Annotated in this window: 15 protein-coding genes and 2 pseudogenes; 4 read left to right on the plus strand and 13 right to left on the minus strand. The window is 37.5% G+C overall.

Translation table 11 applies throughout. From position 1 onward, the window contains the following. Positions 1-155: 155 nt before the first annotated feature. Positions 156-353 (plus strand): alpha/beta-type small acid-soluble spore protein, encoded by a 198-nt coding sequence (locus tag NST02_RS16315; protein ID WP_095313626.1) that lies wholly within the window; start codon positions 156-158, stop codon positions 351-353. 53 nt (positions 354-406) lie between these two features. Here NST02_RS16315 and NST02_RS16320 read toward each other — a convergent pair whose 3' ends face one another. From NST02_RS16320 to NST02_RS16345, 7 genes and pseudogenes are all read right to left on the minus strand, one after another. Next, positions 407-1,258: an anti-sigma-I factor RsgI family protein gene (locus NST02_RS16320; protein WP_235879383.1), complete on the minus strand. Its 852-nt coding sequence runs from the start codon at positions 1,256-1,258 to the stop codon at positions 407-409. Between the two features lie 156 nt (positions 1,259-1,414). Next, a pseudogene (locus NST02_RS23800) lies at positions 1,415-1,522 on the minus strand (anti-sigma factor domain-containing protein); the annotation flags it as partial. Next, the gene (gene sigI, locus NST02_RS16325) at positions 1,519-2,271 is read right to left on the minus strand and encodes an RNA polymerase sigma factor SigI (protein WP_235879382.1); all 753 of its coding nucleotides are present in this window, start codon (positions 2,269-2,271) and stop codon (positions 1,519-1,521) included. The gene sigI and the pseudogene NST02_RS23800, both read right to left, overlap by 4 nt. A gap of 646 nt (positions 2,272-2,917) precedes the next feature. Then, the gene (locus tag NST02_RS16330) at positions 2,918-6,205 is read right to left on the minus strand and encodes an efflux RND transporter permease subunit (protein WP_340949285.1); all 3,288 of its coding nucleotides are present in this window, start codon (positions 6,203-6,205) and stop codon (positions 2,918-2,920) included. A 440-nt stretch (positions 6,206-6,645) separates the two neighbouring features. Further along, positions 6,646-8,025: a Na+/H+ antiporter NhaC gene (gene nhaC / locus NST02_RS16335; protein WP_340949286.1), complete on the minus strand. Its 1,380-nt coding sequence runs from the start codon at positions 8,023-8,025 to the stop codon at positions 6,646-6,648. A 648-nt stretch (positions 8,026-8,673) separates the two neighbouring features. Then, positions 8,674-9,225 (minus strand): annotated as a pseudogene (locus tag NST02_RS16340) (transposase); the annotation flags it as partial. A 495-nt stretch (positions 9,226-9,720) separates the two neighbouring features. Continuing rightward, on the minus strand, positions 9,721-11,301 hold the full coding sequence (locus tag NST02_RS16345; RefSeq protein WP_095310896.1) for a peptide chain release factor 3: 1,581 nt from the start codon (positions 11,299-11,301) through the stop codon (positions 9,721-9,723). Positions 11,302-11,601: 300 nt separating this feature from the next. Here NST02_RS16345 and NST02_RS16350 point away from each other — a divergent pair, with 300 nt between their 5' ends. Together NST02_RS16350 and NST02_RS16355 are read left to right on the plus strand one after the other, a co-directional pair. Beyond that, complete coding sequence (locus NST02_RS16350) at positions 11,602-12,468, plus strand: metal-dependent hydrolase (RefSeq protein WP_095310898.1); 867 nt, start codon at positions 11,602-11,604, stop codon at positions 12,466-12,468. A gap of 55 nt (positions 12,469-12,523) precedes the next feature. Beyond that, the gene (locus NST02_RS16355; RefSeq protein ID WP_340949287.1) at positions 12,524-13,531 is read left to right on the plus strand and encodes an FUSC family protein; all 1,008 of its coding nucleotides are present in this window, start codon (positions 12,524-12,526) and stop codon (positions 13,529-13,531) included. A gap of 391 nt (positions 13,532-13,922) precedes the next feature. On the opposite strand, the gene NST02_RS16360 is transcribed toward NST02_RS16355, so the two are convergent. The 5 genes from NST02_RS16360 to NST02_RS16380 all read right to left on the minus strand — a co-directional run bounded on the left by NST02_RS16360 (position 13,923) and on the right by NST02_RS16380 (position 16,254). Beyond that, positions 13,923-14,054: a YjcZ family sporulation protein gene (locus tag NST02_RS16360; RefSeq protein ID WP_340949288.1), complete on the minus strand. Its 132-nt coding sequence runs from the start codon at positions 14,052-14,054 to the stop codon at positions 13,923-13,925. A 31-nt stretch (positions 14,055-14,085) separates the two neighbouring features. Further along, on the minus strand, positions 14,086-14,190 hold the full coding sequence (locus NST02_RS16365) for a YjcZ family sporulation protein (protein ID WP_019153049.1): 105 nt from the start codon (positions 14,188-14,190) through the stop codon (positions 14,086-14,088). Positions 14,191-14,419: 229 nt separating this feature from the next. After that, a complete protein-coding gene (locus tag NST02_RS16370) occupies positions 14,420-14,965 on the minus strand; it encodes a GbsR/MarR family transcriptional regulator (RefSeq protein ID WP_095310904.1) in 546 nt (181 codons plus the stop codon). A gap of 147 nt (positions 14,966-15,112) precedes the next feature. Beyond that, positions 15,113-15,337, minus strand: a complete 225-nt coding sequence (locus tag NST02_RS16375) for a hypothetical protein (protein ID WP_373315039.1) — start codon at positions 15,335-15,337, stop codon at positions 15,113-15,115. Positions 15,338-15,528: 191 nt separating this feature from the next. Then, positions 15,529-16,254: a protein-glutamine gamma-glutamyltransferase gene (locus NST02_RS16380; protein WP_137742759.1), complete on the minus strand. Its 726-nt coding sequence runs from the start codon at positions 16,252-16,254 to the stop codon at positions 15,529-15,531. Positions 16,255-16,547: 293 nt separating this feature from the next. On the opposite strand from NST02_RS16380, the gene NST02_RS16385 reads away from it, so the two are divergent. Further along, positions 16,548-16,823 carry a YqhV family protein gene (locus tag NST02_RS16385; RefSeq protein ID WP_095310907.1) on the plus strand — a complete coding sequence of 92 codons (276 nt, stop codon included), beginning with the start codon at positions 16,548-16,550 and terminating at the stop codon, positions 16,821-16,823. Between the two features lie 48 nt (positions 16,824-16,871). Here NST02_RS16385 and NST02_RS16390 read toward each other — a convergent pair whose 3' ends face one another. Beyond that, positions 16,872-17,591, minus strand: coding sequence for an exonuclease domain-containing protein (locus NST02_RS16390; protein ID WP_170943606.1), 720 nt, complete (start codon positions 17,589-17,591; stop codon positions 16,872-16,874). Position 17,592 lies beyond the last annotated feature (1 nt).

The following is a 17,592-nucleotide window of genomic DNA, read 5'->3' on the forward strand; positions in this document are numbered from 1 at the left end:
ATATTATCCAAAAGGAACTGAAAATCTTCAGTTCCTTTTTTGTCTCGTTTAGGATTTTTGACAAATTTACCACTCATGGATTTGATTCCATTTCGAATACTATTTTTACAAGGAGTTTTTATCCCTTGTTTTAAAAAATAAAGGAGTTGAGAAAAATGGCAAGAAGCAGCAACAAATTATTAGTTCCTGGAATTGAACAATATTTGGACCAGGTTAAGTATGAAATCGCGCAAGAATTTGGCGTTAATCTTGGCTCTGACACCGTATCAAGAGCCAACGGATCTGTTGGAGGAGAAATTACAAAAAGACTTGTAAAGCAAGCGCAGTCTCAACTTTCTGGTCAACAAAAGTAAGTACTTATAAAATGGAAATAAGTCCGACAAATTTTGTCGGACTCATTTTTAATTCAACGGTAGTGCCTATCATTGATAAATTGTTTTTGGTTATTGTTTTTCTGATTATTATGCTTTTTATTCTTATTTTGGTGGTTATTTTGATTATTGTTCTTTTTATTCTTATTTTGATTATTATGCTTTTTATTATTTTTGTGCTGGCTTTTGCTGTTCTTCATCTGTTGATGCTGTTGATTATTTTTATGCAACTTGCTCTTTTCACTCTTGCCATTTTCTTTGTACTGTCTTTTATGAGCAGAATTACCTTTTTCCTTTTGTTTTTCCTTAACTTGCTTATAACCATTCTCATTTTGTTTTTTTGTTTCTTTATTTATCACTTTTTGCTCTTTAGTTTTTTTAATTTCCTCTCCATTTCTAGTCGGAGTTTTTGAGTTTGATCGATTTCCTTTTAGCTCTTTTTTAAATTCTTTTTTCGGTTTTTTTCTTTGATTCATCTCTTTAGTCGTCGTTTTTTTCTGTTCTGAAATTAATTTCCCCGGCGTAACTCCATTTTCAATCGCCTGATCCCGTTCTTTAACAGTAGCCTCATAAGAAGTGACTTTTGCATGTTCTTCTGAAATTGTTTTTTCTAAATCACTAATGGTCTTTTCAATTTCTTGATCAGCCTCTTGTTTAGATTCAGCAATATGAACTGTACTAATGACAATCTCCTGCTCTTTTTTTAAATAGCCCTTGCTTTTAATTGTATTTAAAATACTGTCTGCCACCTCATGAATGCCTTTAAGCTTCCAGTCTCCCAATTCTTCGATGATCTTCTTGCCCTCTTCATTATAAGGAATCAGTTCAATTACCTTTAAATTTTTATTAAAGCCAAGCTCTATGCTCGGATTCACATCAATGCTCATATATGCATATACTTGATTTTGATTTAACGGAAAAAAGGCAAAGAGCAAAAATAAACAAGCGATTGCCAATGCTACAACGGATTTTCTTTTTAACCTTTGCCAAAAAGCAAAAGGTGAGCTTTTTTCTTCCTCAAGAACAGGGATCGGGATTTCGTCACCTATGTCATGATGCACTCCATCGCTTGAAACTTTTAAAAATTCACCATCAGGGGTTAGCAATGTTAAAAAACGTCCATCTTTATCCATAATAATACCCGTTTTCACGTTTCCAACACCCCTTTTATATAATCTCTTAAATATAAGTAATCCCCGAGCAATATTAAGGAAATCGCTATAATGTATTTACGGTTTCTTTCAATTGTTTTTCTGCTTACCTTAACGGTTTCTTCAAGTTGCTTAATCGGCAGTTTCTTTTTTTCAAGCAAATATTGTTTAAGTTCTGCTTGTTCTACTAGCGTTTGCGCCACTTTCATGGCATTTTTTCTAGCATCAGCATGCTTTGGCGAATTTTTTACAAGTTCATCAAAAGAGAGATCGTATTGTTGTAAGATGCCGGCAAACTGAATAATTTCACTTTTTCGATATTCTGCTTCCATTTTTCTATGAAATTCATCAATAGATAGTTGAGCCTCTATCGATGAATGCTGACTGTCTTCTTCGAATTCATCATTTATTTCAAGACTTATATTTTTATATTTTGCCTGCGAACGAATATAATCAATCACTTTTCGCTTAATTAATATATCAGCAAAGCTCAAAAGAGATCTTCCTTTGGAAGGGTCATATTTTTGGATAGCTTCATTAAATGCTATTAATCCAATACTAAATTCATCATCCGTTTCTGTAATATACCGCTTACAAATAGATGATACTGATTTTGCAACAAAGGGTTTATATGTTTCGATCAATTCATTTTCTAAACTATGATCACCCTGCTGAATGGATTGTACAATTTCTTCTAGTGATTGCTTTTTCTTTTTTGCCATGAATATTAAGCCAAACAACAGTCTCACCCCTCTTTGATCACATATAATATATTACGCTATGACGATCTATTTTTTAAGGGTAAGAATTTGGAAATTTATTCTGTGATTTTTGGGTAAGAGATTTATCATTGTTGGCTTTTTATCAAAAATTAATACTATTATTTATCGTTTTTCCCCCTCTAAAATTTGAGTGGCCACTGTTAATATAAAGATACGGAGAGTCTATTCATATTTATGGGGGTTAATTTTCTGCAGGTATTGTATATGTCGGTGTTGCCATTTTGTTCATGTCTTTTCAGCATCACTTAAAAGGCGTGGGAAGCCTTGGTTTAACCCCCAGTGAACTACATATTTTAGAAAAATATCACTTAGCAAAAAAAGCCTTTCTGTAAAAAAGAAGACCCTTTCTGATCTTTTTTAATCGTCGCCAGGAGGGAGCAAGAACTCCCCTTTGCACTTTCATTCTAGCCCTAAAGACAGTGACTGATTGCTCCTTCTCGAGTATTGGAATAGATATTAACTCCTCTTTGAATAATGAAAAGATCTGAGCCCAGTATTCTGGACTCAGATCTAAGAATTTGCTTAAATTAGGTTTGATCTTTTAGAGACAGTTCAAATTTTCTAAGGATGGTATAGCACTTTCAATCACCTTGAATTCATAATATCAGCTCTATTAACGCCCTTCCTTTTGGTCATTTTTTTCATCCTTTTGTTCATCTTTGCCACTCTCATGAACGAGCTTTAACAGTTCTTCCAGCATTGAGGCCATATCCGCTTTACTGTATTTTCCCGAATCTGTACTCGGATACTGTTCTTCCCCTTCTGTCATCTCTTCTTCCATTTCAACTCTTTTTTCTAACAAATAGGCCGGAATTAAGTGACCTTCAGGTGTAGCATACATTTTATTTAATCTTCTTGTTTCCTTATCGAAAAAGCTATAAACAATCGGGATAATAAATAGGGTCAGCAAAGTACTGCTAATAAGCCCACCGATAACAACAATTCCCATCGGCTGCATAATTTCTGCACCTTCTCCAATCCCAATCGCCAATGGAATTAACCCTAAAATCGTTGTTACCGCCGTCATCAGTATCGGCCTCACCCGATCTTTTACAGCGACGATGATAGCGTCATAGGTTTTTAGCCCTTTTTCCTTCTTCTGATTAATATAATCTACAATCACGATAGCATTATTAACAACAATTCCAGCAAGCACAATAATGCCGATCATCGCTGTTAGTCCAATCGGAGTTTCTGTTAATATCAAAGCGATGGCAACACCAATAACCATTAATGGTACAGTAAATAATATAACTAATGGATATTTTAATGACTCAAACTGAGCCGCCATGACAATGTAAATTAATACAAACGCTAAAGCAAGTGCCATAAATAAATCATCCATTGTTGATTCTAATAAATCTCTGTCACCGCTGTATACAATTTCTGTTTCTCCATCTAAATCAAGATCAGCAATTTTCTGATCAACCTCTTTGGACATATCTCCTAGATTCGTCGTATTTTTATATTTTACCGTAAACTGGACAGCATTTTGTTGGTTGATTCTTTGAATATGAACCGGTCCTTTTCCTCTTTCAATTGTGACAACCTGATCCAGTGTAATATATTGACCATCTGGCTTTTTGATTAAAAGACCTTCTAGTTGCTCTAAATCCTGAGTGATTTCTGAATCATATTCAACAAAGACACCATAAATATCCCCTGTCTCATCAACCATTTGCGTAGCTTGGCTGCCCCGTGTCACATCATTGACAATCATGGCAATTTGAGCGGGGAGCAAGCCTTCATCAAAAGCTTTTTCCCGGTCAACTGTCAGCTTTATTTCTTCAAGTTCCTCCATTCTGTCTGTTGTTAGCTCGGTTACATCATCTAATCCTGCAAGAGCATCATAAATACGTTCAACCGACTCATTCAAGCGCCCTTCATCTAAATCTCTTACACTGAAAGTCAGCGTATTTGGACTAGAGCCAGTGGAAGATTGAAGCTTAAAGGAAATTTCCGCTGTATCATTGAGCGAATGTGCCGTTCTTTCTACATCTCTTTTGATCTCATCAACAAAATCAAAAGTCGAAATCTCACGCTCTTCTAAATCCTTCATTTTTACATAAAGTTCTGCCATATTAGCATTTTTAGTTCCTCTGAAAGCTCCTTCTTGTGTAGTTCCAATTAAACTGACGTAGGTCTCAACCTCATCGTGAGCAACGAATTTTTCTTCAATTGCACCGATCACTTTTTCTGTTTCAGTTAATGCTGCTCCATTTTCTAATTCCACTCGAACCGTGAAATACCCTTCGTCTGTACTCGGAATAAACTGTGTTCCCACCGTTGTTAAGCCGTAGCCGCCAACACCTAAAATGAGTAGGCTGACAAGCAGAACGACAGCACGATGACGCAATGCCCATTTTATCGACTTTTCCAACCATTTCATTGAAGATGAATGCTGCCTTTTTTCTTCTACATTATATTTTGGCTCTTTTAGCCATCTGCTTGCCAGCATTGGAACAACCGTTAACGCAACAACTAATGACGCGAACAAACTAAATGATATCGTCAAAGCAAATTCTGTAAACAATTCACCGATAATCCCAGTGATAAATATAACTGGTAAAAATACTGATATCGTCGTTAAAGTAGAAGCGATAATCGCCGGACCGACTTCCTTTGCCCCATCTCTTGCTGCCTCTTTCGGCTCCTTGCCCATCGATAAATGTCGGTATATATTTTCTATTACAACAATTGCGTTATCCACAAGCATTCCGATTCCTAATGCAAGTCCACCTAAAGTCATAATATTTAAGGTGAAATGAGAAAAATACATAAGTACAAATGTGACAATCACAGAGTAAGGAATCGCCACTCCAATAATTAACGGGCTTTTCACACTTCGCAAAAAGAAAAACAGCACAATCATGGCTAATATGCCGCCCATGATCAATGTCATCGTTATATTATTAATCGCCAGTTGAATATAATCACCTTGGTCAAAGAGAACATCTGATTCAATACCTTCAAACCTTTCCCTTTCAAGGAGTTTACCTAACTCTTCTGTAAAACTTTTCGAAACAGCCGCCGTATTGGCGTCCGATTGCTGCATGACACTTAACAAAACAGAAGGCTTCTCATTCGTTCTTGTTATTGTTCGATCATCTGCATTGACAATTTCAACGCTGCTTACTTGAGATAGAGCAACCTTTTCACCATTTTGTCGATTCACCGTCACGGTAAGATTCTTTAACGTGTCAACTGAATCTAAAGAGCTGATAATTCTAGTTGTTAGTTCTTTCCCTTCGGTTAAAAGCGTGTCTCCTGGCATTGAGATGTCATTAGAGCGGATTACATCGACGATATCCGCCTGACTTAGGCCATGCTCCTTCAATTTTTCCTGATCGAGCTCCACCCTTACCTCTTTAACAGTCGTACCAGAAAGGTTTACACTCGCTACTCCTTCAACTTTTGAAAGTTCCAGTTGAAGCTGGTCAGCCAATTCTCGCAAGCTCTCTTGATCTGTATCAGAGCTAAGTGAAAGCTGTATAACTGGAAGCTGTGACGGATCAAACTTCATAAACCGAGGTTTTCCAACATCTTCTGGAAGAACAGCACGATCCAGTCTTTCGATAACGTCGCTTTGAACGTCATCAATATTAGAAGTCCACGAAAATTCCAGCAAAATTAAATTATTCCCTTCCTGAGACGTAGACGTCATCGTCTTTATTCCAGGAAGTGTTGCTAATGTTCGCTCAAGGGGTCTCGTTACCTTCTCCATGACCTCCTCTGGGCTTGCCCCTTCATAGGAAGTCACAACAACACCAATTGGAGGATTAATATCAGGAATCAGCTTTAATGGAATATTCGATAATGATACTGCTCCAAGAATAATGACTAGAAGCATTGTTACAAGTGTAAAAACTGGACGTTTAATCGAAAAATTACTAATTTTCAATGACAAAGCCCCTCTCGTAATCAAAACTAAATATGGTAAGAAAAAGCTAATAATAAGGACGAAAGCTACATCTTACTATATAGAAGTCATTTTTTGGATGCAAGTGAAGATAAATCTTTGAATTCCATAACGCTGTGACAGCAATTGCCCTTCATAATGCGAGGATGAATCAAATCGTTTTCCTTCGCGTTCTTCGCTATCCAAATGCTAAATGTTCTTGTACTAAAGAAAACTTGCAGTTTAATCACCTTCACTTGGCTTATTCAGAGGCTGTAAAAATTCAAGTTTGTAATGGGATCTGAAGTTTGTAAACGTTGGCACTTTGTGAGGGACTGGTTACACTCTTTTAATGTATAATCCACAGTTCATTTCTAAACCATAAAAAAACAGCCGATTATGTGTCGTTAGCTCCACTCGAACACAAATCAGCTGTTTTCTAATCATTCCCTTACAATCGTTAATCCTGTAAATCCGTAGAATAGTGTTATCACAGGACATAGCAAGCAAAAGAATGCAAAAGGCAAGTATTCTATTGTAGGCACCTCGAGCACAGCTGTTAAAAAGATTCCACAAACCCCCCATGGAACGAGTGGATTAATAACCGTCCCTGCATCCTCCAGCACTCTTGATAAATTTTTCAAGTGTAATCCAGCTTCCCTAAATGGCTTTATAAATGCATTTCCAGTTAAAAGAATCGATAAATATTGCTCACCAACCAAGAAGTTTATTCCGACAGCAGTTGTCACAGTTGTCGCATAAAGAGTCGGTAATTTGTAAAGCAGCTTGGACATGCCATTTAATAAAGCCGGGATAACACCTAGCTTAAACAAGAGGCCACCCAGTGCTAATGCGAGAAGCACTAGCGAAATCGAAAATAACATGCTTTCAATCCCGCCTCTACTTAATAATCGATCAATTTCTTCAACTCCACTGTCAATCGTATAACCTGAAAACAACAATTCCAGCATTCCTTTAAAATTCAAATCTTTCTGTATTAAGAAAGCGAGAAGCAAAGAAGAAACAATTCCAGATAATAAGGTAATCATTGCTGACGTCCGCTTGATCGCTAAAAAAGCGAGAATGAAAAATGGCAGGAGTGAATAAATGTGAACGAGATTAAGGTGCTGCAACGTTTCTTTTAGACTGATTATTTCCTCAAAACTAACCGGCATTTCCTTTGGCGATAGAATTGTAAATAGAACCAATGAAATGACAAAAGCGGGAATGGTTGTCCACAGCATATTTTTAATATGTTCAAATAAGTCTACCTTTACAACCACTGATGCAAGATTAGTAGTATCAGACAACGGAGACATTTTATCACCGAAAAATGCACCAGATATTACAGCGCCTGCAGTAATCGGCAATGATAGCTCCAACGCACTGCTTACACCAATAAATGCCACTCCAAGTGTTGCAGCTGTAGTTAAGGAGCTTCCGATACTTATTCCAATAACCGCTGTCACGATAAAGACTAAACTATAGAAAAAATGTCCACTTACTAATTCTAAAGCTAAAAAGATGAAAGTTGGGATCGTCCCACTCACCATCCAGCTACTGATAAGCATACCAATAAAGAAAAAGAGCATAACTGCGCCTAAACCTGATTTTGCCCCTTCTATCATGCCATTTTCTAATTCTTTCAGCGGTACCTTTTTCACAATCCCAAAGAACAGCAAAAGAAATATTGCGAGAACAATGGGGATGTGGGGATCTGCATTGTAGCGAATGATCGAAACGCTTATTCCAACTAAAACTATAGCGATAATAATAAACGCTTCTAGCGTTTTTAATTGTATAATCGGCTTTCCCTGATTCATTTTTTATCCTCCAAATTCATTCACTGGAAAGTTCATTTTCGCACTCAAACGCTTTTTAGCACTAAAGTATATATTGCTATTTTAATATATGTTTTTTCATTATCCTTGTCAATGATCATTAAATTATTTTTTTACTTCATCGTTCAGTGCGATAAGCAAATTGAACTTGGTTTTCTGTTTCATTAAACAATTTTACGCAGGTTTGTTGCTCTATGTGGACAAAGGTACTGCTTTTCTTCCTTGTACCGGCTTGAATCGAAGCTTTATTCGGACTAAACTAACTTTGCGCTTCTTCCTACCGGTTCAATCAAGGCTCTATTCGGATTTTACTCTCTCTTCATTTCCTCCTTCCGGTCCTATCATCCCGTTTTCAAATTTAAGACTCTACCCAGATCCCAAAAAAACGACTCTATAGAAGAGTCGTTTTAGACTGTCGACAAAATCCATCGAAAGGGCTCCCTATCGATGGATTTTGTCATTTTTGGATTGGAATTGCGCTAAAAACGTTGATTTCCTCTCCAGACGCTTGCTTTCCGGGGGCGTGCGCCGAGCCTCCTCCTCGCGGATGCTCGTGCGGGGTCTCGGCTGTCACGCTATTCCCCCAGGAGTCAAGCGCCTTCCGCTCCAATCAACGAGTTTGGCACTCACTCAAGCAGGTTGCCAAGTCCAAGTGGCCATTTTCTTTAAGTTCATGGCAGCAAACGTAAGCATCGCCTGCATAGATTTGTTTTTAAGACCTTGTCAGGTTGTCCATCGCACACCATGCTTTTCCTTCGCATCCGCAAAGGCACGTTCAATCGTCTCCTTGCGTTTCGCGTATATCTGTTTGATTTCATCGTTGTGACGTAGATGTTCTGCCTCTTCTATGTAAGCTTCCCAAATATGACGCAGTATAAGTTTTTGATGGTTTTTCCTTTCCGTACACTGGGATAGAAACGGACATTCTGCACAAATGGATGAATTTGATTTATATTGCCGATATCCTTCCTTCGTTGTCGTCGTGTACTTTAAGACCTGCACTTGCGGGCAGAGATAACAATCATCATACTCATCATACACATAATCATGCTTTCGGAAGAAACCATCTTTTGTTTTTGGACGAGTGTAAGAAAGGACAGGGAACATTTGATTCTCTAATAAAAAGTTTGTAATCGCTGGGGTTTTATAAGCTGCATCAGCAGCTACTGCAAGTGGTAATTGTGCTCTATCATTTGATTGATTTCTCCTCATCATTGTAAGTCACCTTAAAAATTTCTTTATTCTATATTCAAAAAGATAAAGTGGATTGGAGCGGAGGGTGGCGACTCCTGCGGGAAAAGCGGGAAAGTCGAACCTTGGACTGAGCGTAGCGAGGGAAGCGGCTCGACCCCGCCCGCGGAAAGCGCCACCCGGAGTGGAAATTAACCTACGTTATTTAATTAATTCTATTTTAAAAGAAAAAAGAGTGTAGACAAACTCGAAAATCTTCGAGTTTATCTACACTCTGAAACGACTCTATAGAAGAGTCGTTTTAGAAGTTCTGCAAAATGAGCCGGGAACACTTAGCTCGAGGTCATTTTGTCACGTTAAAAAATGCAAAAATGGTGACAGAAACTAAGCTACCTCGCCCTTTTCTCCTTGTTGATGAGTTGAACAGGGTTAAGAAGCACTCTTTCCCATCTATAAAACATATTTTTGCTTGAAGCATAGGCGGTGTTATTGATAATCATCCATTGGATTATATAATTTAATCTCAGGATTTTTATCTTGGAACCACCTTAAAGCAAAGTCATTTTCGAATAGGAAAGCTTTTTTTCCATAGCGATCATTGACTAGAATACTTCTGGCAGCGGATAAACTTTCATTGACCTCGTCATTTTCGACCCAACGGGTAATTTTTGACCCTAATCGCTCCATAATCACTTCAACATTATATTCATTTTTCATACGGTGCTCAAATACCTCAAATTGAAGCTGTCCAACTGCCCCTAATAAGTACTCTTCCGTTCGGACATTTCGGAACAACTGAATTGCACCTTCCTGCACAAGCTGTTCAATTCCTTTATGAAAGTGCTTCTGTTTCATAACGTTTTTTGCAGTCACTCTTACAAATAGTTCTGGTGTAAACTGCGGTAATTTTTCATACTGAAATTGATTTTTTCCAACTGTTAACGTATCGCCAATTTGATAAGTACCCGAATCGTATAGCCCAATAATATCACCGCTAACTGCTTCATCAACTGTGCTTCTGTCATCAGCCATAAATTGCGTAGATTGAGCAAGCTTCGTTTGTTTTCCTAATCTTGGGATATTAACCGTCATCCCTCGTTCAAATTTTCCTGAACAAATTCTCAGGAACGCGATTCTATCCCTATGTGCAGGATTCATATTGGCTTGTATCTTAAAAATAAATCCGGAAAATTCCTCAGTTAATGGATCAATTTTACCTTCTGTTGATTTTCTTGCCTGAGGCGACGGTGCAAATTGTAGATAAGTTTCTAAAAAAGTTTGCACCCCGAAATTTGTAAGAGCACTTCCGAAAAACACAGGAGTCAGTTCCCCTGTCTCTATCCTTTCTCGGGAAAACTCATTCCCAGCTTCATTCAAAAGCATTATTTCTTCAAGAGTTTGATCATATAATCCTGAATCCTTGAGCGGATGAGGTCCGTCAATTTCGCCCTTATCATTCAGTGCAACATATTTATTCTCCTCATCGACGCGAAATTGTTCAATTCGGTTGTAAAAGCGATCATAAATTCCAAGAAATTCTTTCCCCATACCGATTGGCCAATTCATCGGGTATGACTCAATCCCCATCACTTCCTCAAGCTCAGCAAGAAGTTCAAGCGGTGCTCTTCCTTCACGATCAAGCTTATTAATAAAAGTGAAAATAGGGATTCCGCGCATGCGACAAACCTTAAAAAGCTTCAGCGTCTGTTCCTCAATTCCTTTGGCCGAATCGATAATCATAACCGCACTGTCAACAGCCGTTAATGTACGATACGTGTCTTCGCTAAAGTCTTGGTGTCCTGGTGTATCAAGTATGTTGACGCGACGATTTTGATACTCAAACTGCATCACACTGGAAGTAACAGAGATTCCCCGCTGCTTTTCGATCTCCATCCAATCGCTTGTTGCAAACTTCCCTGTTTTCTTTCCTTTTACGGTACCAGCATCACGAATTGCACCGCCAAATAACAAAAGCTTTTCAGTTAACGTCGTTTTCCCTGCATCCGGGTGAGAGATGATCGCAAAGGTCCGACGGGATAAAACATCTTCTTTAAAATCTTTAGCCATAAGTAATTGTGTCCTTTCCATCAAACAGCATGTAATATTTTTGCGCTATCGTGTATGAATCTGATATTTGGCTCCCTTTCGCTCAAATTCAATGAAAGCTCACTATCCCAACATTTAGCTATTGTACGAAATTAGCCAAAAACGAGTTATTACCCGTATTGTTTAACATAGCCAATATTTTAAAACAAACATTCATTTTATCGTATTCATCTGCAACGATATATTATATCAAATAGTTGCTTTTTTACATAGTCCTAATCCAATATAATAAGTACAAATCATAATCAAGCAGGTGAGCAAATGGATTCGGTTACACACACATTATTTGGACTAGCATTATACGGAACAATTGATAAATCAAAATTTGATTCTAAAACAAAGAAGGCTTATTTTACAACTGCTGTTGGAGCAAGTTTGATTCCTGACATTGATGTCATTTCGCAACTTTGGGATACAGACGGCCTATATCAAATGTGGCATAGGGGCATTACCCATTCCATTTTCTTAACGCCCATTTGGGCACTTTTATTTTACCTTTTAGCCATTTTACTATTTAAGGTGAAAGATAAACGACTTTTTTTCCTTGGTTTATTAGCTGTATTTATCCATAATACAAGCGATCTTTTTAATGCATGGGGAACGGGATACTTAGAACCTTTTTCCTCAATCCGAATCACCTTCGGAACCATTCCAATTGTCGATCTCGTTTTCTGGATCATTTTAGCAGTCGCATTTTTACTATCACGAAAGAACAAGAAGCTTTCCCCATTTTACTTTCGAGCTGCTTGGGGGTTTATCATACTCCATCTTGTTATTCAGACAGCACAAGGGGCCCTTATTTATAAAAATTATCAAGCGGACTATGAGCAAATTGCCTTATCAGCTGATTTTGTTCCTTGGAATTTTACTGTCATTACGAAAACAGGAGACGAGGTTATGCTTTTCCACGATAATCTTTTTAAAGAAAAGGAACTTCTCTATACATTAAAATCTTCTGAGGACGCAGATTTAGAAGAGCTTTTTGTTGAAAAACCAGAAGCAAAAACACTCGTTGAATGGTCTCCATTCGTTGTCATTGTAGAAGACGAGGAACGGATCGGCGTTTATGATCCGCGTTTTTATCGAAATGGCCAGTCCTTTTTGTTTGAGTACTTGGAAATGAGATAATACTGGAAGAAGATAATCCAACACATCATTGTGGTCTCAAATAAGGAGCTACCAAATGTTATTCTCAAAATTTTCTGGTGGACGAATCTTAAAAACAGGGATTTCTGTCTTTTTGACAGCTTTGATCTGCTTAGCACTGGAATGGCCAGCGATATTTGCTGTTATAACGGCCATTGTAACTATAGAACCAACTGCATCTGATTCAATCAAAAAAGGAATTGTTCGCTTTCCTGCATCGGTAATTGGAGCTGCCTATTCCATGTTTTTCACCGCATGGTTCGGGAATTCCGCCATCACCTACTCCCTTTCTGCCATGCTGACAATTTTCACCTGCCATAAACTTAAGCTTGACGCAGGAATACTTGTTGCAACATTGACCGCTGTCAATATGATCCCTTTTACTGACGCTCAATTTTTTGATAGCTTTCTTGTTAGATTAGGAACGACATCGATCGGACTAGCGATTTCAACCGTTGTTAATTTATTGATTTTACCGCCGCACTATGGAAAAATTATCGTTGATTCTACCGCCGAATTGTTGGCTAACAGTGCTATACTGCTCAAAATGGTTTTTATTGATGTTTCAAAAGGAAAAAAGAAAAAAGGCACGCTCGATCTCTTTCATCGCGTTCTAAAGGATCTGGAAAAAGCGGAACAATTTTGTCATTTCCAACGGCAGGAATGGAAGTATCATAAACACAGCGAAAGGGAAATGCAAAAGGTTCATTATGAACATAAAAAAATACTCGTAATAAGACAAATCCTCTTTCATCTTGGCAATATCATTCATGCTCCAATAAATAACAGCAATAATAACCTTAAGAACGGAAAAGAGATAATAGCTGTTGTTAATTCCCTTGCTTTAATGTTAGCTGACAGGGGCAATGACAAATCGCCGGATCATGATGCATTAATCGCCAATCTTTTGCAATATTTTTGGGATTTAAAAAACGAAAAAATAATGTCCTGCCATTTCACGGCTGAAACAACGGTTTTATATGAGGTTCTTGTTTTAAACGATCTAGTGGAAAAACTTCACGAAATCGAATTAACGAAAAAGTAAAAACAAAAAGAGCTTCCTACTCATAAAACTCATCTTTTAATGTAACATTTGAGGATACGAATAATTAACGCACCCTTTAAAAAGTTCTGATTGACCGATTTTACTAGCCAGCATTGCTCCGAATTCAGTTTTTCTTTACTGGCTTGTAGAATTATTAACGCTCATCCACCTCTCAAAAAACGTTTTGCCAAAAAGCTGTATTAACACTTCCTTGCAAAGGGTTGCTGCAATTAGAGTAAACTTAAAAAGACTCGATCGATAAAATCCCACTTCCCCTATCCGGCTTTCTATTTGGGATGATGATATCCCCATTAGTCTATCAAAGCAATAATTGCAGACAATGACGGAAGAAAAAAAGAAGGCGGAATTTCCTCCACCTTCTTTTTCCCTCTTACCACTTAAAGCACGCTGCTCCAACAATAATCAATAGGATGAATAAAACTACAATTAAAGCGAAGCCACCACCATAGCCGGCACCAAAGCCGCCGTAACCGTAGCCACCGTAACCACATCCGTATGGCATTCAATCTCCTCCTTTATTGTTCGTTTATTCATTAATAAAATCCGCCGTAACCCCAAGAAGCACCGATGATAATCAATAAAATAAACAGTACTACTAATAGGGCAAAACCGCCGCCATACCCGTATTCAGCTGACATATTTTAGACCTCCTTATTGTGAGTCAATATATCCTATTCACTTCGATAAAATATGGGAATAGACAAACGCACATTTTTTAGGTAAATACATCACAAAAATAGGGCATTTTTCTCGAAATATTAGTGACCAACTGCCTTAAACCAGAACCAAAGTGCAGAGTGAGCTACTGCAGCACAATTAAAATACCGACATATCGTAATTTTTCCCATAAAAAACACAGACTGCAACTCAGTCTGTGTCCTTTTTTTTCCTAGGAATATAATCAAAAATCTCTTTAGATTCAAAGCTGTTAACTAAACGTTGAAGCCAATCATAATATTCTAATGCGTAGTCTAGTTTAGCTAACATCTTTTCTGCCTCTAATCGAACCTCGTCATCGAGGTTGTCGCAATTTAAAAGTTCAAATAATTCTTTTTTCGACTTTTCAATCGCATTTATGTTGGCCGAGACGCCTGCACGCCACTTTATTGTAAAAAGGTCACTAAAGGTTTGATACCAATCCATTTCGGCGCGATATAAATCCTTTCTTTCTCCTCGCTTCCAAACCTTTTCCACCATCTTTAATTCCATTAATCCCCTTACAGATGTACTCATGCTTGTTTTACTCATTCCAAGCTCATCTTTCATCGCATCCAACGTCATGGGTTCTTCCTGAAAGTAAAGGGAACCATAAAGTCTGCCGACAGATTCGGTTACTCCGTACAAATTAATATTTTGAGCGATCGCATCGATTACTCTCTCCCGTGCTCTTTCAAGTTGTTCATTACCACTCAATTTTCTTCACATCCATTTATTGCGTTACTGATAGACTATCATGTTTAAATTAAAAGTTAAAGTGTTTACTTATCTTGATATATGGTTAATTCCTATGTAGACCTGAAATAGCAATACACGCTATTTCAGGAGTTTTTCCGTTAGTCATTAATAGAAGCCACCGTAGAAAGGATATGGTGGATAATACGGATAGTATGGCGGACTAATCAAAGCACCTGCTGCTAACCCACCAAGAAAACCTAACGGAAATCCAAAACCAAAGCCGAATGGTCTAAAGCCAAATGGTCTAAAACCAAATGGCCTAAAGCCGAACGGTCTTATTATTCGAAGGTCATGATTAGAAGAATGGCTCATATCGGGCACTTGATACACGTCATATTCCTCCCCTAATTAATAAAATGTGGTCCCATTTATAGACTATTCAAATGCATCATAAAACAGCTAGGTAATTGCCCCATTTTCATGAGATTCTTTTCTTACATTAATTAGCAAAAAACTAAGTCAAAGCTTTTTACTGTAGAGTATTTTTATACACGAAACTTTTCACAAGGTAAAGAACTGATTTAATAACTAAATTGGGATAAATAAAGAAAATCAAGGCGACTATATTGTGAAAGTAAATAGGCAGACTTCTGGGCATTAGGTTTTCTTAATGTATTTAGAGCTCTTATCATCTCTTCCTTCGACTTTATCCCTATTCCATGTCCAAAGTATTGATCATCTCCGAAATAAACGGTATTTTCACCAATCCATACCGGATATAAATAATCTGGATTATGAAAATATAATACATCTCCTGGAATAAAGTCTGTACCTACTTTTGTAATAATGCGTAAATCTTCATCATAGCTCCAATCCCATACTAATAAATTAGGAAAAATTCGATTAAATGCTTCAAGATTAATGGAGTTCAAAACAGCATAGTAATAGATGACAACAATAGCCGTTGAGCATTCGAAGGAATATTCCTGGCCGTTTTGAAAAATGTCCTCAATCGCTTGAGATGGGAGGACAAACGGATTAAGCAAATATCCTCCTTGCGTTTTTGTCCAATAACGAGGATTAAACTTTGAGTCCTGGAACACTTTAAATTCAACCGAACTGTGGGCAAGTTTATTAGCTGCTTCAATGATGTTTTTGCGAAGCAGCAGTTCAAAGCGGAGGTGTTTCCATGACTGATATTGATGCGGAAATTCACTTTTCAATAACGCATCATATATATTTTTTTCTAAATCACTTAAATTTGTCGGGGGTGGGCTTTGTAATTTTGCCCCCATCATGATAATCATCTATAGTTACACTCCAATCTTCTGTCATTAGAAAATTTGAGCACATGATAAAACAAACCTTCACTCCCATTATAATCACCATCATGACCCAAATTAGGAATTCTACTATAGAGTATGCGACCTACAGTAAAGGGTTTTAGGCTCTAATTATAAATCCCATTTTTTACTTAAGAAATCAATAGGAGCTGTAAAATCTACATCGACATATCACAATTGCCATTAATAAAAATTTCCTTCGACTTGTCCTTCTCCTTCCTTTCCCTGCATAGAGTATTAAAGGAGGGGATATCAGCATGTTTCAATTTTTAGAGAAAGCAATTATAGGAATGGCTCTTTTAAGAATATTATCAGGAAGTATCGAGATATTCGCAGCACTGTTGATATTAAAAGTAAATCAAATTGAAAAGGCCTTGATAATTAACAGCTCTCTTGCTTTAATTGGTCCAATTATTTTAATTCTCACCACAACGATTGGACTTATTGGGATCGCTGAAAAAGTTTCTTTTACGAAAATGCTTTGGATTTTTTGTGGAGTTGGTCTAATTCTTTACGGGGTTAAAAGCTCATAGACGCTTTTCCCCTTTCCCAAAAAAAAAGACTCTATTTCCATTAGAGTCTCATAATCTTGAAAGCCGTTCGTATACATCATGCAAATTTTTGCAGCCAAGCGTTTTTAGTTTTTCAATATATATACACCATAATTGTGCAGTCAGCTTTGCATCACCAAGTGCATGGTGCCGAGCAATTACTTTAATCCCATTGTACTCACATAAATCCTCCAATCTTGACATCCTATGTTCTCGCTCCGCAATACGATAAAGAAAGGAGGTATCAACAATTCGATGCTTAAAAGGGGTTCGAAACAACTTCCAGCTTGCATTTTGTAAAAAACTTTTTTCATGCTTTGCATGATGAGCCACCAGCGTCTCATTTTGCACAAATTCAAAAAAAGCGATCAACACTTCCGATAAAGGTTTTGCCTCCTTAAGCTCAGACGATGTTATCCCCGTTAATTTCTCTATTTCTAATGGCAATTCCTGTTCATATCGAACAAGTGAATAAAAAACCTCTTCATCATTCATTTTTCCATTACAAACTCTTACGGCCCCAATGGAAATAATTTCATCCCCTAGGTCTGGATAAAAACCTGTCGTCTCAATATCAAAAACAACTACGCTCAACTGATCGAGCTTAGTATGCAGGGCACTTTCTTGCTTTAGTTCTTTTTGCATTTGCCTAAAAAATGCAATCTGCTGAGAGCTTTGAAGATTCCCGTCGAAAATCGATAATCTACCTTGAATTCCTCTCATTAATTGACGAAACGATTCTAACGGCACT

It is taken from the genome of Robertmurraya sp. FSL W8-0741 (genome assembly GCF_038004005.1).
Classification (GTDB): domain Bacteria; phylum Bacillota; class Bacilli; order Bacillales; family Cytobacillaceae; genus Robertmurraya; species Robertmurraya siralis.

Excerpts from the sequence above, each read along its gene's own strand:
- NST02_RS16315 (WP_095313626.1), top strand. The coding sequence starts at position 156 with ATGGCAAGAAGCAGCAACAAATTATTAGTTCCTGGAATTGAACAATAT.
- NST02_RS16320 (WP_235879383.1), bottom strand. The coding sequence starts at position 1,258 with ATGAGCATTGATGTGAATCCGAGCATAGAGCTTGGCTTTAATAAAAAT.
- nhaC (WP_340949286.1), bottom strand. The coding sequence starts at position 8,025 with ATGAATCAGGGAAAGCCGATTATACAATTAAAAACGCTAGAAGCGTTT.
- NST02_RS16345 (WP_095310896.1), bottom strand. The coding sequence starts at position 11,301 with ATGGCTAAAGATTTTAAAGAAGATGTTTTATCCCGTCGGACCTTTGCG.
- NST02_RS16350 (WP_095310898.1), top strand. The coding sequence starts at position 11,602 with ATGGATTCGGTTACACACACATTATTTGGACTAGCATTATACGGAACA.
- NST02_RS16355 (WP_340949287.1), top strand. The coding sequence starts at position 12,524 with ATGTTATTCTCAAAATTTTCTGGTGGACGAATCTTAAAAACAGGGATT.
- NST02_RS16360 (WP_340949288.1), bottom strand. The coding sequence starts at position 14,054 with ATGCCATACGGATGTGGTTACGGTGGCTACGGTTACGGCGGCTTTGGT.
- NST02_RS16365 (WP_019153049.1), bottom strand. The coding sequence starts at position 14,190 with ATGTCAGCTGAATACGGGTATGGCGGCGGTTTTGCCCTATTAGTAGTA.
- NST02_RS16380 (WP_137742759.1), bottom strand. The coding sequence starts at position 16,254 with ATGATTATCATGATGGGGGCAAAATTACAAAGCCCACCCCCGACAAAT.
- NST02_RS16385 (WP_095310907.1), top strand. The coding sequence starts at position 16,548 with ATGTTTCAATTTTTAGAGAAAGCAATTATAGGAATGGCTCTTTTAAGA.